This is a genomic window from Dactylosporangium sp. CA-152071 (assembly GCF_050936335.1).
Lineage (GTDB): Bacteria > Actinomycetota > Actinomycetes > Mycobacteriales > Micromonosporaceae > Dactylosporangium > Dactylosporangium maewongense.
Genome location: NZ_JBNJMZ010000001.1, coordinates 2,273,489 through 2,296,422 on the forward strand (window position 1 = coordinate 2,273,489; position 22,934 = coordinate 2,296,422).

The 22,934-nt window shown below is 71.4% G+C and carries 23 protein-coding genes; 11 read left to right on the forward strand and 12 right to left on the reverse strand.

Annotation, left to right across the window (positions count from 1 at the left end; all coding sequences use genetic code 11):
- Positions 1-15: 15 nt before the first annotated feature.
- From ACQEVZ_RS09940 to ACQEVZ_RS09950, 3 genes are read right to left on the reverse strand one after another with little or no spacing between them, the layout of a single operon-like run.
- The gene (locus ACQEVZ_RS09940) at positions 16-1,482 is read right to left on the reverse strand and encodes a dihydroorotase (RefSeq protein ID WP_433364339.1); all 1,467 of its coding nucleotides are present in this window, start codon (positions 1,480-1,482) and stop codon (positions 16-18) included.
- Positions 1,479-2,939 (reverse strand): MmgE/PrpD family protein, encoded by a 1,461-nt coding sequence (locus ACQEVZ_RS09945; RefSeq protein WP_433364342.1) that lies wholly within the window; start codon positions 2,937-2,939, stop codon positions 1,479-1,481. The genes ACQEVZ_RS09940 and ACQEVZ_RS09945 overlap by 4 nt, the downstream gene beginning before the upstream one ends.
- The gene (locus tag ACQEVZ_RS09950) at positions 2,932-3,807 is read right to left on the reverse strand and encodes a cyclase family protein (RefSeq protein WP_433364345.1); all 876 of its coding nucleotides are present in this window, start codon (positions 3,805-3,807) and stop codon (positions 2,932-2,934) included. Before ACQEVZ_RS09950 ends, ACQEVZ_RS09945 begins: the two co-directional genes overlap by 8 nt.
- Positions 3,808-4,032: 225 nt before the next feature.
- On the opposite strand from ACQEVZ_RS09950, the gene ACQEVZ_RS09955 reads away from it, so the two are divergent.
- The gene (locus ACQEVZ_RS09955; protein ID WP_433364348.1) at positions 4,033-5,226 is read left to right on the forward strand and encodes a CaiB/BaiF CoA transferase family protein; all 1,194 of its coding nucleotides are present in this window, start codon (positions 4,033-4,035) and stop codon (positions 5,224-5,226) included.
- Between the two features lie 93 nt (positions 5,227-5,319).
- Here ACQEVZ_RS09955 and ACQEVZ_RS09960 read toward each other — a convergent pair whose 3' ends face one another.
- Positions 5,320-6,750, reverse strand: coding sequence for an ABC transporter permease subunit (locus ACQEVZ_RS09960; RefSeq protein WP_433364351.1), 1,431 nt, complete (start codon positions 6,748-6,750; stop codon positions 5,320-5,322).
- Between the two features lie 115 nt (positions 6,751-6,865).
- On the opposite strand from ACQEVZ_RS09960, the gene ACQEVZ_RS09965 reads away from it, so the two are divergent.
- From ACQEVZ_RS09965 to ACQEVZ_RS09975, 3 genes are all read left to right on the forward strand, one after another.
- A complete protein-coding gene (locus ACQEVZ_RS09965) occupies positions 6,866-7,528 on the forward strand; it encodes a response regulator transcription factor (RefSeq protein ID WP_433364354.1) in 663 nt (220 codons plus the stop codon).
- Positions 7,525-8,598, forward strand: a complete 1,074-nt coding sequence (locus ACQEVZ_RS09970) for a sensor histidine kinase (RefSeq protein WP_433364357.1) — start codon at positions 7,525-7,527, stop codon at positions 8,596-8,598. Before ACQEVZ_RS09965 ends, ACQEVZ_RS09970 begins: the two co-directional genes overlap by 4 nt.
- Before the next feature lie 442 nt (positions 8,599-9,040).
- Positions 9,041-9,265, forward strand: coding sequence for a hypothetical protein (locus tag ACQEVZ_RS09975; RefSeq protein WP_433364360.1), 225 nt, complete (start codon positions 9,041-9,043; stop codon positions 9,263-9,265).
- A gap of 84 nt (positions 9,266-9,349) precedes the next feature.
- On the opposite strand, the gene ACQEVZ_RS09980 is transcribed toward ACQEVZ_RS09975, so the two are convergent.
- The 3 genes from ACQEVZ_RS09980 to sigJ form a co-directional block, all read right to left on the reverse strand.
- A complete protein-coding gene (locus ACQEVZ_RS09980) occupies positions 9,350-10,723 on the reverse strand; it encodes a ricin-type beta-trefoil lectin domain protein (protein ID WP_433364363.1) in 1,374 nt (457 codons plus the stop codon).
- Between the two features lie 233 nt (positions 10,724-10,956).
- A complete protein-coding gene (locus tag ACQEVZ_RS09985; protein ID WP_433364366.1) occupies positions 10,957-12,966 on the reverse strand; it encodes a glycerophosphodiester phosphodiesterase family protein in 2,010 nt (669 codons plus the stop codon).
- Positions 12,967-13,045: 79 nt separating this feature from the next.
- Positions 13,046-13,918, reverse strand: coding sequence for an RNA polymerase sigma factor SigJ (gene sigJ / locus ACQEVZ_RS09990; protein WP_344510789.1), 873 nt, complete (start codon positions 13,916-13,918; stop codon positions 13,046-13,048).
- A 179-nt stretch (positions 13,919-14,097) separates the two neighbouring features.
- On the opposite strand from sigJ, the gene ACQEVZ_RS09995 reads away from it, so the two are divergent.
- The 4 genes from ACQEVZ_RS09995 to ACQEVZ_RS10010 are packed head-to-tail and all read left to right on the forward strand — an operon-like array spanning position 14,098 to position 17,187.
- Positions 14,098-14,676 carry an IS607 family transposase gene (locus ACQEVZ_RS09995; protein ID WP_433363915.1) on the forward strand — a complete coding sequence of 193 codons (579 nt, stop codon included), beginning with the start codon at positions 14,098-14,100 and terminating at the stop codon, positions 14,674-14,676.
- Positions 14,673-16,052, forward strand: coding sequence for an IS607 family element RNA-guided endonuclease TnpB (tnpB, locus tag ACQEVZ_RS10000; RefSeq protein ID WP_433363918.1), 1,380 nt, complete (start codon positions 14,673-14,675; stop codon positions 16,050-16,052). Before ACQEVZ_RS09995 ends, tnpB begins: the two co-directional genes overlap by 4 nt.
- 19 nt (positions 16,053-16,071) lie before the next feature.
- The gene (wrbA, locus tag ACQEVZ_RS10005) at positions 16,072-16,698 is read left to right on the forward strand and encodes an NAD(P)H:quinone oxidoreductase (RefSeq protein ID WP_354891811.1); all 627 of its coding nucleotides are present in this window, start codon (positions 16,072-16,074) and stop codon (positions 16,696-16,698) included.
- Positions 16,699-16,722: 24 nt separating this feature from the next.
- The gene (locus tag ACQEVZ_RS10010; protein ID WP_433364370.1) at positions 16,723-17,187 is read left to right on the forward strand and encodes a DIP1984 family protein; all 465 of its coding nucleotides are present in this window, start codon (positions 16,723-16,725) and stop codon (positions 17,185-17,187) included.
- 310 nt (positions 17,188-17,497) lie between these two features.
- On the opposite strand, the gene ACQEVZ_RS10015 is transcribed toward ACQEVZ_RS10010, so the two are convergent.
- The 4 genes from ACQEVZ_RS10015 to ACQEVZ_RS10030 form a co-directional block, all read right to left on the reverse strand.
- Complete coding sequence (locus tag ACQEVZ_RS10015; RefSeq protein WP_433364373.1) at positions 17,498-17,983, reverse strand: TIGR00725 family protein; 486 nt, start codon at positions 17,981-17,983, stop codon at positions 17,498-17,500.
- A 31-nt stretch (positions 17,984-18,014) separates the two neighbouring features.
- Entirely contained in the window at positions 18,015-18,752 is a 738-nt protein-coding gene (locus ACQEVZ_RS10020) for a MerR family transcriptional regulator (RefSeq protein WP_433364376.1), read from the reverse strand.
- Between the two features lie 119 nt (positions 18,753-18,871).
- Complete coding sequence (locus tag ACQEVZ_RS10025) at positions 18,872-20,257, reverse strand: serine hydrolase domain-containing protein (protein WP_433364379.1); 1,386 nt, start codon at positions 20,255-20,257, stop codon at positions 18,872-18,874.
- A 68-nt stretch (positions 20,258-20,325) separates the two neighbouring features.
- Positions 20,326-21,069 (reverse strand): SDR family oxidoreductase, encoded by a 744-nt coding sequence (locus ACQEVZ_RS10030; protein ID WP_433364382.1) that lies wholly within the window; start codon positions 21,067-21,069, stop codon positions 20,326-20,328.
- Between the two features lie 100 nt (positions 21,070-21,169).
- Here ACQEVZ_RS10030 and ACQEVZ_RS10035 point away from each other — a divergent pair, with 100 nt between their 5' ends.
- From ACQEVZ_RS10035 to ACQEVZ_RS10045, 3 genes are read left to right on the forward strand one after another with little or no spacing between them, the layout of a single operon-like run.
- On the forward strand, positions 21,170-22,012 hold the full coding sequence (locus ACQEVZ_RS10035) for a helix-turn-helix transcriptional regulator (protein WP_344509734.1): 843 nt from the start codon (positions 21,170-21,172) through the stop codon (positions 22,010-22,012).
- 11 nt (positions 22,013-22,023) lie between these two features.
- Entirely contained in the window at positions 22,024-22,248 is a 225-nt protein-coding gene (locus tag ACQEVZ_RS10040) for a Rid family hydrolase (protein WP_433364387.1), read from the forward strand.
- A 39-nt stretch (positions 22,249-22,287) separates the two neighbouring features.
- A complete protein-coding gene (locus ACQEVZ_RS10045; protein WP_433364390.1) occupies positions 22,288-22,551 on the forward strand; it encodes a hypothetical protein in 264 nt (87 codons plus the stop codon).
- On the opposite strand, the gene ACQEVZ_RS10050 is transcribed toward ACQEVZ_RS10045, so the two are convergent.
- Positions 22,542-22,925, reverse strand: coding sequence for a hypothetical protein (locus ACQEVZ_RS10050; protein ID WP_433364393.1), 384 nt, complete (start codon positions 22,923-22,925; stop codon positions 22,542-22,544). The genes ACQEVZ_RS10045 and ACQEVZ_RS10050 overlap by 10 nt on opposite strands.
- Between the last annotated feature and the right edge of the window lie 9 nt (positions 22,926-22,934).

The following is a 22,934-nucleotide window of genomic DNA, read 5'->3' on the forward strand; positions in this document are numbered from 1 at the left end:
TTGTCGCTGGCTGCCTTACTCGGTGGTCAACGGACGCCGCTGGTACTGACCGCGGGGCTCACCCTGGATCACCCCATCGGCCAGGACGTGGTGGCCGCGCACGAACGTGTCGGTCACGGCGGCGGACAGCTCGAACCCCTCGAACGGCGTGTACTCCTGCGTCGAGAGGGAGTCCTCGGCGCGCACGACCCACGACCGCGAGTCGTCGACGAGACAGAAGTCGGCGTCGTACCCCACCTTGACGACACCCTTGCGACCGGAGAGCCCGTAGCGCTGTGCCGGGTTCCACGCGGTCAGGGCGGCGATCCGGTCCAGGCCGAGCCCCCGCTTGCGACCTTCGGTGATGAGCGCCGGCAGGAGGTACTCCGCTCCGCCGAAGCCGGACTTGGCCACGAAGACGTCGTCGCGCTCCTCGCCGAACTTCATCTCGTCGCGGCAGCACGCGTGGTCGCTGACGACCCAGTCGATCTCGCCGGCCAGGACGTGCTCCCACAGCCCCTCGACATCGTCACGCGAGCGGAGCGGGGGGTTGACCTTGCCGCCGATCCCCGACGCGCTGTGGTAGTCGGCGATGAGGTGGCCGATGGTGACCTCGCGGCGGAAGTTGATGTACGGGAAGGTTCTCGCCATGAGCAGGGCCGCCTCGACGGCCTTGCGTCCGCTCAGGTGCAGCAGGTTGATGTTCGCCAGCCGCGTCTCGTGGGCGAGGTAGGAGGCGATGGAGATGGCCAGGCCCTCGGAGTGCGGAGGCCGGGAGGCGGAGTACGCCTCGAGCCCGGTGAGCCGCCCCTCCTGCTCGACCATGGCGGTGTACGCCGACATGATCTCGGCGGTCTCGCAGTGCATGCTGAGGGAGATGGAGTCCGCGATCTGCGGCTCGGCCTCCCGGGCCGCCTGGATGCCGCGCATGACGAACTCGAAGTGCGCGAGGTCGTAGCGCTCGCCCTCGGGGGTCATGAGGAACGAGCTCTGATCCGCGGACCGGCCGTGCAGGCCGTGGCCACCGTAGAACATGAAGATCTTGAACGACGTGACGCCGTGCTCCTTGATGAGCTCGGGAATCTCGCCGATCTGCTCCTTGGACATCGGCGCGAGGTGGAAGGCGTAGTCGATGTACGCCCGGCCCTGGCTGCGCTCGAGCACCTCGGGGAACACGTCACGGTACGCGCCGCCCTTGTTGAGGTAGTACTGCCCGGTGCGCATGTAGTTGAGGCCTGTCGTCACACCGCCCTGGGCCGCCGCCTTCGACTCGGTCTCCGTGTCGATCTCGAGCGGGTTGTAGATGCCCCAGTGCTGGTGGGCGTCGACGACGCCGGGCAGCGCGAGCTTGCCGCCACCGTCGACCGTCGTCGTGGCGGTGGCGTCGCCGAGGTGGCCGATGGCGGCCACCCGCCCGTCCGTCACAGCGATGTCGGTGAGCACGGTCTGGGGCGACTCATGGGTGACGAGGCGAACGTCGCGGACGATGAGGTCGTAGTTCATAGGTCGCCTTCCTGCGCGGTAGTGGTGACGGAGTACTCGATGGCCGCCACGTCGTCGAGGGCGGAGAGGGCGACGCCGACGTCGTTCAGTTCGTCGAAAGCCAGCACGCGCGCCGCGATCAGCGCCACCGCTGTCTCGGGGAGGTGCCGCCCCGCGTTGTCACGGAACTTGAGCTCGACCTCGTCGTCGGAGAGCGGGTGCTGCGGACCTCCGCGGTTGACGAGGACCCGCTCGGTCACGGCCGAGCCGTCGGCGAGCTCGGCGGTGAGGACCGCGGGGAACTGCTCCGGGAAGATCCGGGTGCACTCGTCGTCGGCGACGACGCTGACCTTGTCCATGATCTCCCGGCGCATGGGGGCGGCCGCGAGTTCGTCGGTGTAGTCGTCGAGGCCGACCCCGAGGCCGCCTCCCCCGCCGAGCAGGCCGACGGCGACGGCGTACGGGCCGGAGAACTGGGCCTGATAGCCCGTGGCCGGGCGGCGCTTGCCGTCGATCGGCTCGCCGATCGTCCTGATGACGGGCGCCGGGACGCCGAGGGTGAGGCTGCGCACCGCACGGTGGTCCACGCCCCTGCGCCGCAGCGCGGTGGCGGCGTCGATGGCGGCGTGGGTGAAGTGGTTGGCGGGGTACGGCTTGAAGAAGATCCTGGGCACCTCCCACTCGGTTCCCAGGCCATCAAGGATGGCGGCAGGGTCGAACTCGCCGCGCAGGAACGCCTCGAAGAACCCGAAACGCCCTTCGAGCACAGTCGGCGGACCCGTGATGCCCCGGCTGACGAGGTCGGCCGCCGTCACGGCGGAGTGCGCGGCCCAGCCACAGTGCAGCCGCTTGACGTTGCCACCGGTCCGGTTGGCCTCGATGATGCCGGCGGCCATGGACGCCGCGACGCCGAGGGAGCTCGTCAGCTGCGCCTCGTCCTGGCCGAGCACGACCCCCACGGCCACCGCGGCACCGAGGGCGCCGCAGATCGAGGTCGCGTGCTGCCCGTGCTCGAAGAACACCGAGTTGCCGGCCTGCCGGTCGTAGCCGGCCATGCCGATACGGACGCAGACCTCGAGACCCACGGCGATCGCCGTGACCGCCGTGCGACCGTCGGTGCCCGCGCGCTCGGCGGCGGCGAGCACGCTGGGCACGATGGTCGCGCTCGGATGGAGCACCGAAGGCAGGTGCGTGTCGTCATAGTCGAGGGAGTGGGCGAGCACCCCGTTGCCGAAGGCGGCGAGCGCGGCGGGGACCCGGTGCGGCACTCCGATCGCGCGCGCCTGGGGGGCACCGCCCTGCTCGGCGACGTAGTCGATGACTGCCTGGCTGCTGTCGAGGCTCTGCGCCGCGATGCAGATGCCGAGCGTGTCCAGGACCCGCTGCCGCACGCTGGCCGTGACCGCTGGGGGCAGGTCCTCGTAGCGGGCCCGGGCGGCGAACCGCGCGATCGCCTGGGCGAGGGTCGCGTCATGCACCGCTCGTCACCGCCAGGGGACGGACCGGCGATCCGGTCGCGCCGTAGAACTTGAGCGGCGAGGCGACGAAGACGAACTCGTGCACGCGCTGGGCAGCGAGCTCCTCGAGGTCGAGGGTTTCCATGATGTAGATGCCGGCGTTGACGAGCAGTACACGGTGAGCAGGCAGCACACTGTGTCCCGCGCCCGGAGGGAGGCACTCGAAGGCGATGGTGTCGGCGCCCGCGGCGACGACGCCCCGATCCGCGAGCCAGCGCGCGCCGGCCTCGCCGACACCGGGAACGCCGGATTCGCCGCCGATGAAGACCGAGCGGTCGGGGTTGTCGAAGTGCCTGCCCCAGCCGCTGCGGATCAGGACCACGTCGCCGGCCGCGATGGACCCGCCCTGACGTTCGAGGGTGACCTCGAGGTCGTCGGGCGTGATCTCGTAGCCGGGAGGACATCCCTCAGGGGTTCCGAGAGCCGCCGGCACGTCGAGGAGGACGCCACGACGCACCATGGCGGGGATGGTGTGCGCCCCGAGCTCGATGAAGCGACCGCCTGAGGAAGCCTCATAGGCGTCCGAGCCGTCGAAGAGGCGACCGTCCTGCGACACGTGGGAGAGGGCGTCGATGTGCGTCCCGACGTGCGTGCCCATGGTGATGATGTCGTTCGAGGCCGAGCCGCCGTCCGCCCGCACCATGTCGCCGTGCCGGCGCGGCAACGCGTGCCAGTAGTGGGGGTGGTTGGGAGACTGGGGCATCCCCACGAAGAGGACCCGCCCCAGGTCGAAGACGCGCACGCCCTGCGCCACGGCTTCGATCAACACGTCATCCGGCACGTGAACCCTGTCCTCCGTTTCCGGTCGGGCATTGAAGGCGCCCTTCACCTCCGGTCCCGCTGATGTAGTCACGGAGACTAGCCGAGAAACCCGCAGAGCGGAACACCATTGCGCTCTGCGGAAAGCATCTCTTTCGCGGTACGGCGCCCGCGCCAGCGTTGCCCGTCCGGCGATCCGCAGGCAACCCGTGAAACTCGGGCGATTGACTCCGGGCGACATCGAACCTAGCTTGGGTTCGGAACGATGTTCCACTGATCGGAACCAAGGAGGGACATGTCTCAGGATTCGTTGCGTGGCGTCAGGGTCATCGACGCGTCCACGATCCTGGCAGGCCCGCTGTGCTGCCAGATCCTCGGCGACTACGGAGCCGAGGTCATCAAGCTGGAACATCCGACCAAGGGCGACGCGCTACGAGGTCACGGACCGTCCAAGGACGGGGTCCCGCTGTGGTGGAAGGAAGTGTCCCGCAACAAGCGGGCCGTCACGTTGAACCTGAAGGTGCCCGCCGGGGCTGAGGTGCTCAAACGACTCGTCTGCGAGTCGGACGTGCTCGTCGAGAACTTCCGTCCGGGGACGCTTGAACGCTGGGGGCTGTCGCCCGAGGCGTTGCACGCCCTCAACCCCGGACTCATCATCGTGCGGATCACCGGCTTCGGCCAGAACGGTCCCTACGCCTCACGTCCCGGCTTCGGGACCCTGGCGGAGGCGATGAGCGGCTTCGCCCACCTCACCGGTGAGGCCGACGGCCCCCCGATGCTGCCCGCCTTCGGCCTGGCCGACAGCATCGCGGGCATCGCCGCCTCCTCCGCGGCCGTCATGGCCCTCTACCACCGGGACGCACGCAACGGCGCGGGCCAGGTCATCGACCTCAGCCTCATCGAGCCGATCCTCACCGCGGTCGGCCCCGGTGTCACTGTCTACGACCAGCTCGGCGTCGTCGAACAACGGCACGGCAACCGCTCGACGAACAACGCCCCCCGCAACACCTACCTCACGAAGGACGACCACTGGGTGGCCGTCTCGACGTCCGCACAGGCGATCGCCGAGCGGGTCATGCACCTCGTCGGCCACCCGGAGGTCGTCGACGAGCCGTGGTTCGCAGCCGGGCACACCCGCGCCGAACACGCCGACGAACTGGACGAATACGTCGGCACCTGGGTCCGCAAGTACAACCGCGACGAGGTCCTCGCGGCCTTCGAACAGGCCGGTGCCGCGCTCGCCGCTGTTTACTCCGCCGCCGACATCGCCCACGACCCACACATGCGCGAGACCGAGATGATCACGCAGGTCAAGGACCCCGAGCTCGGCCCGATGCTCATGCACAACGTCATGTGGCGGATGTCGCACACACCCGGACGCATCCGCTTCACCGGCCGTTCCAAGGGCGCCGACACGGAAGAGGTGCTCACCGAGCTCGGCTACACACAGGAGGAGATCGCCGACCTGCACGCGGCCGGAGCCGTCTGACGCGAAGACACCCATCTCACAGCAACGGTCTACGGCGACACCTCATACGTCACTCCTACGGCGGCGCCCATGCCTCTCTCCTACGGCGGCGTCTCATGCGTCTCTCCTGCGCAGGAGGACGACGGCTAAGGCGAAGGTCAGCGCCGTGTACGTGCACAGGACAGCGAGGCCGGCCCACGGGGACAGCGGGTAGTAGCCGGTGGCGGGGGTGTACACGCTGTCGACCTGGGGGTAGCGGGTCAGGGTCTGCTGGACGGCCATGGCCGCCGCCGGGGTGAACGTCGCCAGCCACTCGGCCATGGGTGGCGGCAGGAACGGCGTCCGCGCCAGCAGGTGGGGCAACACGGTGGCGACCACGACGGCGGTCACCGCGGTGGCGCCGCGCCGCACGACCGTGCCGACGGCGAGCGCGAAGACGGCGGTGACGGCGAGCAGCGCGGCGGTGCCGGCCTCGGCCCGCAGCAGGGTGCCGTCCGTTGCCGGGAACACTGTGAGACCGAGGCCGCGGACCACCCGCAGCCACAGTGGCACCGCGATGACCGTCGCGGCGAGGCAGGCGGTGAACGTGACGCCGGCGAGCACGGCCGCCTTGGCCGCCAGCAGACGCACCCGGTGTGGGCTCGCGCTGAAGGTGGTGCGGATCAGCCTGGTCCGGAACTCGGTCGTGATCATCTGGGTGGCCACCACGACGATGACGACCAGCGCCGGGAACGTGCCGAAGAGCAGATCGGCTGCGGTGGCACCGACGGGCACCTCGTTGCGGGGCGCCGGGCCGAGGTCGCCGGCGCCGGTCACGGTGAAGCCGTCGCCGGACGCGGTGAACCCGCCGGACGTGCCGGACGGATAACCCGCGAACGTGGCCGTGCCCGCTCCTCGCTGGTCACCGGTCCAGTCGACGGCAGGCCACCAGGCGCCCGTCAGTTGAAGGTCGCTGAACGTGGCGGTGGCCGTGTTGCCGGCGGTGCCGATGCCGTCGACCAGTGGCGGGCAGGCCACGAACAGGCCCACCTGCACGGTGCCGGACAGTCCCGCCAGCCGCACCGAGTCGACCTCGCTCCAGCTCGCGCCGTCAGCGGAGACCTCACCGGTGACCGTGTCGCCGGCTCGGGTCAGACGCAGCCAGCCGCCTGCCGCAGCAGCGCGGTCATGCAGGTAGTCGTGCTGCATCCGTACACCATGAGCAGCCGTCATCATGATGGCCGCATAGCGGGCGCCGGGCTCGGCTCCCGCGCTGACGATCAGTCCTGCCTTCGCCCATGGGCTGGTGGAGGACGGGGCGGTGACCGCGACGGTGACGCTGCCGTCGCCGGCCAGCGGTCGGTGCACGAAGAAGTAGGCGTCGCTGACGGGTTCGCCGTGCGGCCCGATGGGCACCGTCGTGCGCTGCTCGGGCGCCCCGCCGGCCAGGCCAGTGAGCGGGAACAGCACGATCATCAGGGCGGCGGCCGCGGCGGCGCGCACCCAGCCGGGCACGGTGCGGAACTTGGTCCATTCCGACCGCAGCAGCCTGGTGACTTGTGTCATGGCTTCGGTTGTACGCCGGCGGGGGTGACAGGACGGTGTCGATCGCTGTCACCGGGCTGTCACCTCCCGCGTGGCATCGTGGTCGGCGTCGCTCTTGCTGCATGGAGGTGTGGTCATGCGAGTGCTGGTGGTCGAGGATCATCGGACGCTGAGCGCGTTGATCGCGTCCGGTCTGCGCCGCGAGGCGATGGCCGTCGACACCGCCCTCGACGGTCACGCCGCGCTGGAGCAGCTGGCCGCCACCCGTTATGACGTCATGGTCCTGGACCGCGACCTGCCCGGCCTGCACGGCGACGAGGTGTGCCGGCGCACGGTGGCCGGCGGGGCGGGCACCCGCGTGCTCATGCTCACCGCGGCCGGCACCGTCCGCGACCGGGTCGAAGGGCTCGGCCTGGGCGCCGACGACTATCTGCCCAAGCCGTTCGACTTCGCCGAGCTGGTCGCGCGCGTCCGGGCCTTGGGCCGCCGAAGTACACCGGCGCTGCCTCCGGTGCTGGACAACGGTGACCTGACTCTCGACCCCAACCGGCGGGTCGCGTCGCGGGCCGGCCGGCGGCTGGATCTCAGCCCGAAGGAGTTCGCGGTGCTGTCGCATCTGCTGGCCGCCGGCGGCCGCGTCGTGTCCGCCGAGGAGCTTCTCGAGCGGGTCTGGGACGACGCGACCGACCCGTTCACCACCACCGTGAAGACGACGATCGCCCGGCTGCGCGGCAAGCTCGGCCAGCCACCCGCCATCCACACCGTCCGCGAGGGCGGCTATCGGATCGGCGAGCGATGACCGGCCCAGCGCCGCGTCGCCGGTTGCGCACCCGGCTCGCGCTGCTGCACGCGGCGTTCGCCTTCGGCTGCGGCGTGCTGCTGCTGGCGTTCGTCAACCTGCCGCTGATCAGCACCGGCCACACCACCCCCGTCGACGGAAGCAGCGGCGCCCAGGCCACCAGCAACCTCGGTGAGCTGCTGCGCTACTCCGCCGTCGCGCTGGTTTTCATCGCCGCGCTGTCCGTCGTGCTGGGCTGGTGGATCGCCGGGCGGGCGGTGCGCCCCCTCCAGCTGATCACGTCTTCGGCCCGGGCGATGTCCGCGGACACCCTCGCCGCGCGGCTGCGCGTGCCCGCCGCGTACCAGGAGTTCGCGGAGCTCGCCGACACGCTCGACGATCTGCTGCGACGGCTGCACGCGTCGTTCACGGCACAGCGGCAGTTCATCGCCAACGCGTCCCACGAGCTGCGCACGCCGCTCACCGTGCAGCGGACCATGCTGCAACTGACGCTCACCGACCCGCACGCCACCGACGAGACGCTCCGATCGGCCTGCCACGAGCTGCTGGAGCTCGGCGAGCAGCAGGAGCACCTGATCGACGCGCTGCTCACTCTGGCGACGGGCTATCAGCCGATCGACCGCTGGGAGCGGTTCGACCTCGCCGAAGTGACGCGGACCGTCGTCCTCGACCATGGGGCGGAGGCCGAGCGGCGCGGCGTGCGCGTCCACACCGTGCTCGCCGCCGCGCCGGTGCTCGGCGACCCGCGCCTGGCCGCGAGCCTCGTGACGAACCTGGTCGGCAACGCGCTGCGGCACAACGTCCCGGATGGGACCGTCGAGGTCGCCACGTCCCCCACGGGACGACTGACCGTCGGCAACACCGGGCCGCCGATCCCCGCCCCAGAGATCGGGCGACTGTTCCAGCCGTTCCAGCGCCACGGCACCGACCGCACCGACGACACGGATGGCCACGGGCTCGGGCTGGCCATCGTCGCCGCCATCGCGCAGGCGCATCACGCTTCGCTCGCCGCGTGCCCCGGGCCGGAAGGAGGTCTCCACATCACCGTCGATTTCCCACCTGCGCCCTGACAGACCGCAGGTATCGGGCCGAGCGCTCGCGCCGACCTCACGCGGTCAGTGTCGGCAATAGCCGGGCGCGCCGTCAGAAGGGGCCGCTGTTGGAGGCCGGGACAGCGGTGACCGGATGGCTCGGCTCGTGGCAGCGCGGCTGCTACGACGGGGCACCCCTTGGCGCGGGACCGCCTGGTTTAGGCGGCACGAGAACCACCTGGTCAAGGCGGCACGGGAACCGCCCTGGTCGAGGCGGCGCGGGACCGCCCTGGTTGAACGGTGCGGGACCGTCCTGGTCGGGACGGCGCGGCACCGAGGCAGTGCGGCGAGGATGTCGGGGCGCCCTGCCGGGAGCTGTGCGGCCGCGGCGGCACCGAGGGCAGCGCGGTGGGCAGGCCGCGGCGGCACCGCGGACAGCGTGGCGGGGCGGGCCGCGGTCGGTGGCGCCGCAAGGTCCGGCATGGGCGCTCGTGGTGACGCCGGTGGCTGGGGCCTGGGGGATTCGGCACCGGTGCGCACGGTGGTGCTGGGTGGCTGGGGCCTGGAGGTCCAGCACGGGCGGGCCGTCGTCGGCGTCGGGTGGTGCCGGAAGGTCCGGCATGGGCTCGCGGTGATGCCGCCGGAGGGGCACAGCGGCGAGGACGGTCGGAGTGCCGTGGCGTGTGCGGGTGTCCGGCTCGGGTAGCTGTCGACGTGGGACGCCCTGAAGAACGGCCTTGGGCCGGCGCCTGTGGCAGGGCCGGCCCAAGGGTGTGTCGTCGTACGGGTGTTACTGCGGCAGGCTGAACTTCTGGGCGCCGCTGCCGTTGCAGTCCCAGATCTGCATCTGGATGCCCTGGGTCGTCGAGCCGTTCGGGTCGTCGAGGCACTTGTTGGACGCCGGGTTGTAGTACGTGTTGTCGGCGCGGTGGATGAAGACCTGGGCGCCCGTGCTGTTGCAGTCCCAGATCTGGAGCTTGGCGCCGTTGGCGGTGGAGCCGCCCGGGATGTCCAGGCACTTGCCGAAGGCGCGGAGGGTGCTGCCCGCCTCGACGTAGGTCCACTGCTGCGCGCCGGTGCCGTTGCAGCCCCAGAGCTGGACAGGCGTGCCGTTGGCGCTGTTGGAGGAGCGGACGTCCAGGCAGAGGCCGCCGGGGCCCTTCACGGCCTTACCGCTGGTCGGGGGCGGCGTGGTGCCACCGCCACCGCCGCCACCGGCCGTGTACGCCGCGACGTAGTCGACCATCATCGGGGCGCCGGACACGGTGGAGGCGTAGGGACCGCCGCCGAACGCGGCCGGGAAGCCGCCGCCGATCGCCACGTTGAGGATGATGAAGAAGCCATGGTGGGTCGCGTTGTTCCAGGTGGTCGCGTCGACCTGGTTGGCGTTGATGGTGAAGAAGTTGTTGCCGTCCAGGTACCAGCGGATCTGCTCCGGCGACGTGCTGCGGTCCTGCTCGACGGCGTACGTGTGGTAGCCGCCGTTGCAGCCGCCGCAGGCGCGCTCGCCGCTGCCGATGCCGGTGGTCTCGTTGCACGGGCCGCCGGGGTTGGTGCCGCAGTGCAGGGCGCCGAACACCGACGGGCGGCCGTTGATGTTCTCCAGGATGTCGATCTCGCCGATGCCGGGCCAGCCGGTCGCGCCGGTGCCGCGCGCCGCCGCGCCCAGCATCCAGAACGCGGGCCAGTAGCCGGCGCCGTTGGCGGTGTTGACGTTTGGCTGCGCGATGCGCGCCTCGACCCGCAGCTTGCCGCCCGCCGGCGCGGCGATGTTGGTGCGCTGCGTCTCGATGCGGCCGCTGGTCCAGTTGCCTGACCCGTCGCGCAGCGGCCTGATGGCGAGGTTGCCGGCACCGTCGAGGTAGACGTTCTGGGTGCTGTTGGTCATGTTCTCGATCTCGCCGGTGCCCCAGTTGCCCGCGCCGCCGGGGTACCCGTGGCCGAGGTCGTAGAGCCAGTTGCCGGTGTTGACACCGGTGTTCGCGGCGCCGTTGAAGTCGTCGGCGAAGATCTGGGTCCAGCCGGACGGGGTGGGTGGCACCGACGCGCCGGCGTCGGGCAGCACCGCGATCGATGCGGCGGCCACCACGGCTGCGCCGGCGGCGGCGAGCAGCGCGGTGCGGCCGCGGAGCCTGCGGGGTGTGCGTTCTTGTTGGATCTCCACGGTGAGGGTTGCCCTTCTCGAGCAGGAGCGGAGACGGTGCGATTGGCGGGACGCCACACGTTGGCGGACGTGAGAGCGCTCTCAGCATCCTGGGCTACTGGAAAGCTTGTTGTCAATAACTGCAGGTCCGGCAACGCGATCGCGCACGACGCGACATGCTCAAAGACCACCGCGGGGCGAAAAAGTGCACCCGCCGCCGGCAGTACCGGCGACGGGTGCGGCGAACGGAGTCGTCAGCGCAGACCGGCGCGCCTGGCGACGGTGATCAGCTTCCCGGGGTCGTCGGAGATGATGCCGTCGACGCCGAGGGCGATGGCACGGTCCATCGTCGGCTCGTCGTCGATGGTGTACGGCACGACCTTCAGCCCGTCCCGGCGGTGCAGAACGTCGACGGTCGGGCCGTGGAAGTAGGCCGGGTTCTGCCGCAGGTACCAGTCGTCGGACACGACGGTGCCCTGCGCCGGGTCGTGGACCTGCCAGTTGGCGGAGACGGTCGACGCGCCGCTCGCCTTCACCAGTTTGCCCAGGTCCCGGTACTTCCACCAGTCGAGCGTGCCGGTCCACGGGCTCTTCACCGACGGGTTGCCGTAGACCGCCTGCAGCGAGCACTCGTCGGCGAGGGTGGCGCACTCGGCGGGGCCGTACTGCCAGACCAGCGCGACGGTCTCGATCCTCGGGTTCAGCGCGCGCGACAGCTGGATGGTCCGCCAGTCGAAGGACTGGATGGTGACCCGGCGGTCCAGGCCGGCCTTCGAGATCGCGGTGACGAGACGGATGGTGAAAATCCAATACGGCTCGGTGTCGGCGACGGTCGGGCTGATCTTCGTCTCGATGTTGAGCCGGATGTCGTCGCGGCCGCTGGACTTGACGACGGCGAAGAGCTCGTCGAGCGTCGGGATGCGCTCGCCGGGCGCCGAGGCGTTGCCGCAGTCGACCGTCTTCACCTGGGCGAGGGTGAGGTCGTGGATCGACTTGCCGATGTACGGGAACAGCGGGTCACCCGGACGGACCGGCGCGGTGTCGCGGCAGTGGGAGCCGTTCAGCGAGCGGTCGTGGCTGACGACGAGCACGCCGTCCTTCGTGACGCCGGTGTCGAGTTCCAGGGTGGAGATGTCGGCGTTGCCCAGCGAGTTACGGAACGCGGCCAGGGTGTTCTCCGGCCGGGTCGCCTTGCCGCCGCGGTGCGCCTGGATGTCGAAGGGTGACTTGGTACCGCGCGGCAGCGTGAAGCCGCGCTGGGCGGCGACGGTCCGCAGGCGGTCCGGGTAGTCGGTGATGATGCCGTCGACCCCGTCGTCGATGAGCTTGTTCATCGTGGCCGGGTCGTCGACGGTCCACGGGATCACCTTGATGCCGTTGGCGTGCGCGTGGCGCACCATCGCCGCCGTGACGTACGGCTGGTAGCCGGCGTCGGTGACCTTGCCGTTCTGCGGGAAACCGTGCACCGGCGAGAAACTCGTCACGCCGATGGATTTCACGGCCGCGATGGGGTCGCCGCCGAAGTCGTCGATGTCGAGGCCGCCCAGCCACGGCGAGGCGCCCGGCTGGCCGGTCTGCAGGAAGTCGCGGTTGGTCAGCGCGACCAGCGCGAGGCGCGGCTCGACCTCGCGGAAGCGGCGCAGCGCGCCCCAGTCGAAGCTCTGGATCGTGACCCGGCGCAGCAGGCCGGCGGCGCGGATCTCGCGCGCGGCGACCTGGACGAACTGCTCGCGCGGCGCGGTCTCCTGCGGCGCGCCGGCCTCGACCTTCGTCTCGAGGTTGAACTTGACGTCGTCGTTGCCGTAGCGGGCGACGAGGTCGAACACCTCGTGCAGCAGCGGCATCCGCGAGCCGGGGGTGAGCAGCTGACCCGGGTGCTCGGGCAGGCCCTTGCTGCCGCAGTCGAGCGTGCGGACCTGCGCGAGGGTCAGGTCCTTGATGAATTTCCCGACGTACGGGAACACGGGATCGCCCGCGGCGACCGGCGCGGTGTCGAGGCACTTGGCGCCGCTGACGCGACGGTCGTGGGTGACGACGGCCTGGCCGTCGGCGGTGATCTGGATGTCGAGTTCGAGGGTGGTGACGCCGAGCCGCAGCGCGTTGCCGAACGAGCTCAGTGTGCTCTCGCTGCGCAGGCCGAGGCCGCCGCGGTGGGCCTGGATGTCGAAGGACGCCTTGCGGTGTGCCGCCGCGGGCGTGGCCACCGCCAGTGGAAGGAGAAGGCCGGCCGCGATCGCGGCGGCCGACCATCGAGACATGGACATGCCGGGCACGTTGCCAACGTCAGGCGGCGCGGGGCGGGGCGGAGGTTGACGGGCCCGTGAACGCCGGGCGTACAAGCTTTCACGGCGTCCGGGCAGTCCAGTGCCGGAGCTTCTCGGGGTTGAGCACCGCCCAGATGTGCCGGACCCGGTCCCCCGCCACGTCGAACGCCAGCACCGCCGCGACCGCGCCGTCGACCTCGGCGACCAGGCCGGGCTGGCCGTTGACGGTCCGTTCGGCGAGCCGGAACCCGGTGCGGACCGCGAAGAACCGGGCCACCTCCACGGCGCCCACGACGGGACGCGGTGCCGCGTTGACGAGGCCGCCGCCGTCGCCGGTCGCGGTGACCGCCGGGTCGAGCAGGCCGATGAGCGCGTCGACGTCCGCGGCCTCCCACGCCCGCCGGAACGCCCGCACCACGCCGGCGCGGTCGCCTGCCGGCGGTGCGCCCTCGCGGTGCTCGCGGATGCGCCGGCGGGCGGACGACGCGAGCTGCCGGCACGCCGCCGGGCTGCGGCCGACGATCCCGGCGACCTCCGCGAACGGGTACTGGAACACGTCGTGCAGCACGAACGCGACCCGCTCCGCGGGCGTCATCGCCTCCAGCACCACGAGGAACGCCATGCTGACCGACTCGTCGAGGGTGACCCGCTCGGCCGGGTCGGGCGCGGCGCCGTCGGGCCGCCCGCCGATCCACTGTGGACGGCCGGGCAGCGGCTCGGGAATCCACTCCCCGACGTAGCGCTCGCGCCGCACCCGCGCCGACCCGAGGAGGTCCAGGCAGATCCGCCCGGCGACGGTCGTGAGCCACGCCGCCGGGTTCTGGATGGACTCCTGTTGGTGTTCGCTCAGGGTGTACCAGCGTGCGTAGGTCTCCTGGACCACGTCCTCGGCGTCCGCGAGCGATCCCAGCAGGCGGTACGCGAGGTCCGTCAACCTGCGCCGCTCGGTCATCACCGGTTCCATGCGCCCCCTTCCGTTCACCTCCAGTGTCGACGAGACAGCCCCGCGGATTGTGAGCCTCACATGTCGGCCGCGGGCTTCGTCGTACATGAGCAGCCAACGACAAAGGGTTGCCAACTGCCGACGAACAAATGGTCAATAGTGCTCACTAGTTAGCTATAATTTGCATTGTGAACCTCAAGGAATGGGCAGCGGCCACCGGCATCTCGTACGCGACCGCGCGCCGGCGTTACGAGACCGGGACGCTACCCGTTCCCGCATACCGGCTTGGGCGCCTGATCATGATTGGTGAACCGCTGACCGGCTCGGCTTCAACGTCCGGGCAGACCGTGGTGTACGCCCGGGTGTCGTCGGCCGACCAGAAGTCCGATCTGGACCGGCAGGTCGCGCGGGTCACTACCTGGGCCACCGGGCAGCACCTCGCCGTTGACCGCGTGGTAACCGAGGTCGGTTCCGCGCTGAATGGGCACCGCAAGAAGTTCCTCGCACTGCTGTACGACCCGCAGGTGTCGACGATCGTGGTCGAGCACCGGGACCGGTTCGCCCGGTTCGGCGCGGAATACGTCGAAGCCGCCCTGTCCGCGCAGGGCCGCCGCCTGCTGGTGGTCGACCCGGCCGAGGTCGATGACGACTTGGTCCGCGACGTCACCGAGATCCTGACGTCGCTGTGCGCCAGGCTGTACGGCCGCCGCGCCGCCGCGAACCGTGCCCGCCGCGCGGTCGAGGCTGCGACCAGGGACCCGGCATGAAGACGATCCAGGCGTACCGGTTCGCGCTCGATCTCACCCCGGCTCAGGAACGCGCCGTCCTCGCCCACGCCGGGGCAGCTCGTGTCGCACACAACTGGGCACTGGCCCGGGTGAAGGCGATGATGGACCAGCGCGCCGCGGAACGCACCTACGGCATGCCGGACGAACTGCTGACGCCATCGCTGCCGTGGACCCTGGCCGGGCTGCGCAAGGCGTGGAACGCCGCCAAGCCCGACGTCGCGCCGTGGTGGCCCGAGGTGTCCAAGGAAGCGTTCAACACCGGCCTGGACGCCCTCGCCGGAGCGTTGAAGAACTGGGCCGACTCCCGCACCGGCAAACGGGCCGGGCGGCGGGTCGGGTTTCCGAAGTTCAAGTCGCGCCGCCGCACCACACCGTCAGTGCGGTTCACCACCGGCGCGATCCGGATCGAGCCCGACCGCATGCACGTTGTTCTGCCTCGCCTGGGCCGGTTGAAGCTGCACGAGTCCGCCCGTAAGCTCGCTCGGCGCATCGAGGCCGAGACCGCGCGGATCATGTCGGCGACCGTGCGGCGTGACGGTAGATGCTGGCATGCGTCGTTCACCGTCGAAGTTCAGCGCGCCGAACGGCAACCGGTGCGGCCGAAGTCGGTGGTCGGCGTGGACGTCGGCATCAAGCACCTCGCGGTGCTGTCCACCGGTGAGCTGGTCGACAATCCGCGCCACCTTGTCGCTGCACAGCAGCGGATGCGGGCGCTCGGCCGGGCGCTGTCGCGCAAGACCGGCCCGGACCGGCGCACCGGCCAGCACGCCTCGAGACGATGGCAGCGGGCAGCGACCCGGCTCGGCCGTGTGCACGCACGTGTGGCGAACCTGCGCCGCGACGGGCTGCACAAGCTCACCACCGGCCTCGCCCGTGAGCACGGCACCGTCGTGGTCGAAGACCTCAACGTCACCGGCATGCTGGCCAACCGGCGCCTGGCCCGGCACATCACCGACGCCGGCTTCGCCGAAATCCGTCGCCAGCTGGCATACAAGACCACCTGGAACGGCGGCCGGCTGCTGGTCGCCGACCGCTGGTATCCATCCTCGAAAACCTGCTCGGGCTGCGGCGCGGTGAAAACCAAACTCGCCCTGCACGAGCGTGAATTCGTCTGCCAGGCGTGCGGTCTGGTCGTCGACCGCGACCATAACGCCGCGCTGAATCTGGCCGCTCTAGCGGCTCAGTTCGACACCGCCGGGAGTGGCTCGGTGGCTGGACGTGGAGCCGACCAGAAGACCCACGCACGCGGGCAGGTGGCTGCGAAGCGTCAACCCGGCACGGCATCCGCCGTTAAGACCGGGACTGTCCCACCGCAAGGCGGGGCTATCGATCGTGTGCTCGCCAAAGCGCACTGAAAGATAACGGAGCAACGACATGCAGCCCGTGAATGCCGCCGTCGTCTACTACAGCGCGACCGGCACCGTGCACGCCCTCGCGGCGGCCGTGGCGGAGGGAGCCGAGAAGGCCGGCGCGACCGTTCGGCTCCGAAAGGTCGCGGAGACCGTGCCGGAATCCATCATCGGAGGGAATCCGGCGTGGGCCGCGCACGTTTCGGCGAGCGCCGACGTCGCCGGGGCGACGCTGGACGACCTGGACTGGGCCGACGTGGTGCTCGTCGGCACGCCGACCCGCTTCGGCAACGTGTCCGCGCAGCTGAAGGCGTTCATCGACAGCACCGGGCCGTTGTGGTTCAGCGGCGGGCTCGCCGGGAAGGTGTACACGGCGTTCACCGCGTCGAACACCGCCCACGGCGGCCAGGAGTCCACCCTCCTCGCGCTCGCCAACGTGTTCTACCACTGGGGCGGCATCATCGTGCCGCCCGGCTACACGGACCCGATCCAGTTCAGGTCGGGCAACCCGTACGGCACCTCGCACGTGACCGGCGACGGCCCGCCCGGCGACGTCGTGCTGCAGGCGGCCCGGCACCAGGCCCGCCGCGCCGTGGAGACCGCCGCCGCGCTCAAGGCGGGCCGGTTGCCGGAAAACGGCGTGCGGGCATGATCGTCGTGGCGGACACTGGCGGGCGTGAAGCTTGCTGAAGCGCTTGCGCTGCGCGCCGACGCGGCGCGCCGGGTCGAACAGCTGCGCGCCCGCATCACGGGCAGCGCCCGGTTTCAGGAGGGTGAGACGCCCGCCGAGGACGCGGCCGCGCTGCTCGCCGAGGCGGGCGCCGTCCTCGACGAGCTCGAGTCGCTGATCCGGCGGATCAACCGCACCAACGCCGCCACGCCGCTCGGCGACGGCACGCTCACCGACGCCCTCGCCCGGCGGGACGTGCTGCGCCTGCGGCACAGCGTGGTGACGGCCGCGGCCAGCGCCGCCGCGGGTGAGGGGCAGCGCGGCTACCGGCAGCTGCGCTCGGAGCTGAAGATGCTGTCCGCGCTGCCGGTCGCCGACCTGCGCGCCGAGGCCGACGACGTGGCGCGGCAGCTGCGCGAGGTCGACACCGCCGTGCAGCGCACGAACTGGGAGGCCGACCTCCTGGACTGACCGGGTTTGGACGCGAAGCAGGTAGCCGTCGTGGAGGCGTGCACGACCCGAGAGCCGACGGGCAATTCGGCTCCTCTTCTGGCGCGCCGCGGGCAGGCGCGGGGGTTCGACTCCCCGGCAGACAACGCACGCCCAGCACAGCGCACAGGTGACGAGGCACGGAGCACGGCACACCACCGGGTGCAGATCCACGACGGCGAGGGCGGGCAAGGGGCACTTCGCGTCTCCGGGAGGCTGCCGGCAGCGACTATTGCGCTGTTGAACGGGTTCCCGCGGCGGCTACTGCGCTGCAGGGTGGCTTCCCGCGGCGCTAGTGCGCTGTTGGGTGGCCGATCTCCCGGAGCAGCCAGGCGACGGCCTCGTCGGGGCTGCCCATCACCGGGTATGTCGGGCCGCCGTCGGGAGCGGTGACCGCCCAGCTGCCGACGGCGACGAGCGGCCGCCCGAGCCGCATCGCGAAGCCGATCTCACTCAGTGTCCCCCACCCGCCGCCGACCGCGATGAGCCCGTCGGCGGTCCTGGCGATGAGCCCGTTGCGCAGCTCCCCCATGCCGGTCGGCAGGGCCACGGTCAGGAACTGGTTGCCCTCGCTCCGGTCCCCGCCGGGGAGGAGGCCGACGGTGAGGCCGCCCCGCTCGTGCGCGCCGCGGCACGAAGCCCGCATGACCCCGCCCAGCCCGCCGGAGAGGACCACCGCGCCCGCCTCGGCGAGCAGCGCCCCGACCTGCTCGGCGACGCGTTCCTGCTCCCCGGTCGCCCGCCCTGCCCCGATCACCGCCACATAGGGTCCCCGCACGTCGGCGACGCTACCCGCCTTTCGCCGCCGTTCACACCGATCGCGCGAGCTCGGCGAGGCGGGTCCAGGCGGGTGACGACGCGCCGGCGGCGAGGGCGGCGAGGCGGGTGATGTCCGGGTCGGCGCCGGTGGAGGGCTCGCCGGACGGGTACCGCTCGGCGTGCCAGCGGCGGGCACGGGCGGCGAGGGCCGGCAGGGACGGGTCGTCGGGTGGGGCGTCGAACGCGGCGTCGTACGCGAGGTAGATCGCCTGGAACTCGGGGTCGTCGAGGGCGTCGAGCTTGTCGGTGATCCAGCCGTCCGCCGGCCGCGGTGAGACGGCGTGCAGCAGCACCCAGATGTCGCGCTCCAGCAGGACAGCGCGGTCGCTCACCCCGAGCGCGCGCAGCCGGTCGAGGTAGGCGGCGACCTCCTCGCTGACGAACAGGCGGTCGCCGGTCCGCAGCTGGGCGACGCGGTCCCGGCTGCGTTGGATTTTCTCGGCCTGGCGGCGCAGGTCGTGGTCGATCTCGGCGATCGCCGCGGCGAAATCCGCGGGGGCCGCGGCGAGGAGCTCCTTGACGCGGGCGAGCGGCACGCCCGCGTCGGCCAGGGTCTTGATCTGCACGAGCTGGATGGCGTGGGCGGCGGTGTAGCGGCGGTACCCGGACTCGTCGCGGGACGGCTCGGGCAGCAGGCCGCGCGCGTGGTAGTGGCGGACGGCCTTGATGGTCACGCCCGCGTAGTCGGCGAGCCGGCCGATGGTGAGCAGGTGCCGTTCGTCGCTCATGTCCCGCATCCTGTCAGCACCCGCATCCTGTCAGCGTGGACCGGGCCGTCGGTGCCCGGCATCCTGTCAGCGTGGACCGGGCCGTCAGCGCCCGGCATCCTGTCAGCGCCGACCGGCCGTCAGCGCCCGGACGGGACGCGGCGGGTCATGCGGCCGCCCGAGCAGCGGTGGGTGGGGCCGTCCGGGCCGTCGCCGTGGTACGACACGAGGTACTGGCGCGACGTCAGATCGAGGTCGCCGAGCGGCAGGCCGGCGGGTGCGAACAGGTCGGCGCCGACCGGTTCGTACCGCAGCGGCGGAACCACGAACGGGCCGCCGACGAACCCCGTGAACGTGGCCTCCTGCACGGCGTCGGCGGGTTCGTAGGTGATCCGCTCCTCCAGCTGCCCGTCCACGACGCTGACCTCGATGCGCAGCTGGTCCGACCGGTAGGTGCCCACGTAGCGCGACAATGCAACGCCTGTTGGATTCAGGGCCACCGGCGCGGCCGGCAGCAGCGACGACAGCAGCGCGTCGTGCAGCGACAGGGCGCGCGCGTCGTTGCCGTACGCGGCGAACACCAGGCCCTCCGAGGGCGCGACGGCGAGCACCGCGACCCCGCCCGGCGACGCCCCGGACATCGTCAGCACGGTCGTGCCGCCCAGCTCACGCACCAGCCAGCCCATCCCGACCGGCGGCACGTTCGGCGTGCCCAGGTCGTGGGCGACCGTGCGCATCAGCTCCGCCGAGCGTGCCGAGATCGCCGGTGTACCGCCGCCGGCGAGATGCGCCCGGCCCAGCGCGAGCAGGTCCCCGACGGTCCCGATCGGCGTGCCGCCGGCCGGTGCCCACGTCGCGGGGAGCGTGAACATGCCGGTGGTCCGCACCGTGCCGGTGACCGGGTCGGCGAAGTGCCCGACCGCGGTGCCGCGCAGGATCGCCTCCTCCGCGGACGTGCACGCGTCGGTCATGCCCGCCGTCGCGTACACCTCCCGCCGCAGCAGCTCGTGATACGGCGTCCCGGTGACGACCTCCAGCATCCGCCCGGCGACAATCATGCCGCCGTTGGAATAGCTGACGAGCTCGCCCGGCTCGAACAGGGTCCCGCACTGCCGCCCCAGCCCGTCCAGGTAGATCCGCAGCGCGTCGGGGCCGCACCCTGCCGGGAAGAACAGGTCGGCGTCGATCCCACTGGTGTGTGTCAGCAGGTGCCGCACGAGGATCCGGCCGGCCGCGCCGGGCGTGGTGAGCGTGAACTCCGGCAGGTACGTCACGACCGGCGCGTCCAGGTCGACGGCGCCGAGCTCGACCTGCCGCAGCACGAGCATGGTCGTCATCACCTTCGTGATGGAGCCGAAGAGGAACCGGGTGTCGCCGCGCATCGGCGCGCCGGTGGCGGCGTTGGCCACCCCGTGCGCGACGATGTGCTGCCCGCCGGAGTGGTGGACGCCGGCGACGTAGCCGGGGATGTTCGTGGTGTCGCAGAAGGCCGCGACCCGCTCGCTGATGTGCGCCATGTCGGTCATGCCGCCCATCGTCGGACCCTGCCCCAGGGTCAAGGTCAAGCCCGCGGTCAGCCTTGTTGCGTCGGCACTCAGCCTTGTTGCGTCGGCACGACGATGATCTCGGCCAGGTTCACGCGGGCCGGTGCGGCCGTCGCGTAGGCGATCGCGTCGGCGACGTCCTCCGGCGTGAGCACCTCGATCGAGTCGCGCCACTGGGCGAGCTGGTCGCGCTGGGCGGTGTCGCGCATGCCGTCGCCGAGCTCGGTGAGCACGAAGCCCGGTTCGACGTTCTTGACCCGGACACCGCGCGGGCCGAGCTCCGCCCGCAGGTTGCGGGTGAGGTGCGCGACGGCGGCCTTCGTGGCCGTGTAGACGCTGTAGTTCGGGAAGACCATGTGCCCGCCCACGGACCCGACGTGCACGAGGTCCGCCGGCCGGCCGTCCGCGGCCGCCGCGAGCAGGTCGTCGATGAACGCGCGGCCCGTGTGCAGCAGCCCGCTGACGTTCGTCGTGATCATCTCCTGCCACTCGGCGGTCTGCGCGGCCTCGAACGGCGCGGCGAGCATGACCCCCGCGTTGGCGACGACGAGGTCCACCGGGCCGAGCGCCTCGCGGATCGTGGCCGCGGCGGCCCGCATCGCGTCGAGGTCGCCGACGTCCGCGGCGACCGGCAGCGCGCTGCCGCCGATCTCGGCGGCGAGGTCCTTGAGGCGGCTCTCCCGCCGCCCGACGAGCGCGACGGCCGCGCCGCCGTCCGCCAGACGCTTCGCGGTCGCCGCGCCGATGCCGCTGGTCGCTCCGGTGACGACGGCGACCCTGTTGGTGTTTGTCATGCCTCCACCGTCGGCGTCTCGGCACAATCCATCCAGGACGGGATTTACCTGGGAGTACCACGGCCAGGCAACCGCCGTCCGGGCCGCATACGCTGGACGGATGCACAGCGACAACCGGCTCGGCGAGTTCCTGCGGGCGCGCCGCGAGGTGACCCGGCCCGAGGACTTCGGCCTGCCCGAGCCGGCCCGCCGCCGCACCCCCGGCCTGCGCCGGGAGGAGGTCGCCCTGCTCGCCGGGGTCAGCGCCGACTACTACGTGCGGCTCGAGCAGGGCCGCGAGAAGCACCCGTCGGATCAGGTGATCGATGCCCTGGCTCGCGTGTACACGCTGAACGACGAAGGCATCGCGCACCTGCGGGAGCTGGCCCGCCCGGCATCCCGCCCGCGGCGCCGGCCGCGCCAGCCGGAGCGGGTCAGCGCGCACCTGCTGCGCCTGCTGGACCTGTGGACCGAGACGCCCGCCATGGTGGTCGGCCGCCACCTGGACGTCCTCGCGAACAACGCCCTCGCCGCGGCCCTCAACCACTGCTCGGTCAAGGGTCAGAACCAGGTCCGCGCCGTCTTCCTGGACCCCGCCACCCGCCGGATCTACGCCGACTGGCCGAAGGTCGCCGCTGAGACCGTCGCCAGCCTGCGCGCCACCGCGGGCGCCGACCTCGACGACCCCCGCCTCACCGACCTCGTCGGCGAGCTGTCCCTGAAGAGCGAGGACTTCCGCCGCCTGTGGGCCCGCCACGACGTGGCCGCGAAGACCGCTGGCACGAAGCGCTTCGTGCACCCGATGGTCGGGGAGCTGACCCTGTCGTTCGAGACCTTCACCGTCAACGGCGCCCCCGGCCAGCAGCTGCTCGTCTACCACGCCGAGCCCGCCACCCCGTCCGCCCAGGCGCTGCGCCTGCTCACCACCATGACCACCGACCTGCCCACCACCGTCCCGGCCTAGGATGGGCTGGCGTGGAACACTTCACCCGCCCGGACGGGCTGCCCCCGGTCAACGGCTACAGCCACGCGGTCCACTTCTCCAGTGAGTTCGTCGCTGTCTCCGGCCAGGTGCCGTTGGATTCCGCCGGCGGGCTCGTCGCCCCCGGCGACCCGGAGGCCCAGATCCGCCAGGTGTTCGCCAGCCTCCTGGTGCACCCCGCGTTCTGCGTGGAGGTCGACGCCCTCGCGACCGTCTGACGCGGCCGTAATCCCCGGCCGGGTGGATATTCTCGTGGCATGGATCTCGGGACAGGTGGCGGGGTAGCGGGACCGATCCGGACGGCGCCGGCTCCGGTGGACCGGTTGACGCTCGTGAACAGGGTCGACGCCGGCGACTGGGCCGTCGAGCTCCCGGGACCCGTCTTCCTCCGCAAGGGTGAGCAGGTGTGGGTGGACGGCGGCGCGGTCTGCGTCGGCCGGCCCGACGGGGACGTCATCCGGCACGAAGGCAGCGGCTATTGGATTTGCGGTAGGGGCTTCCCGTGGCGAGGTCAGTTGTAGAACGTGCTGCTGCCGTAGTGCAGTGGGGTGCTGTCGAGGATGACGGGGTGGCCGGGCGGGAGCGGGGGGCCGTCGAGCGCGGGGATCGTGATCCCGGTGAGGTCGGGCGGGCAGAAGCCGTCCCCGTCCCCGTCGTCGCCCTCGTCGTCGCCCTCGTCGTCGTCGTCGGAGATCGTGGCGAGCAGGTCGATGCTGACGTCGAGCCGGCTGTCGCGGTACACCTGCAGCGCGCAGGAATCGGTCCAGCTCGGGTTGACGTCCAGGGTGTCCAGGACGCGCAGCAGGTCGGCGTGGTCGCTGAGGACGAACCAGTCGGTGGCCGTGTCGTTGTTGTTCACCATCGAGGTGCGGCGGACGACGTACCAGCTGTACATGGCCAGTAC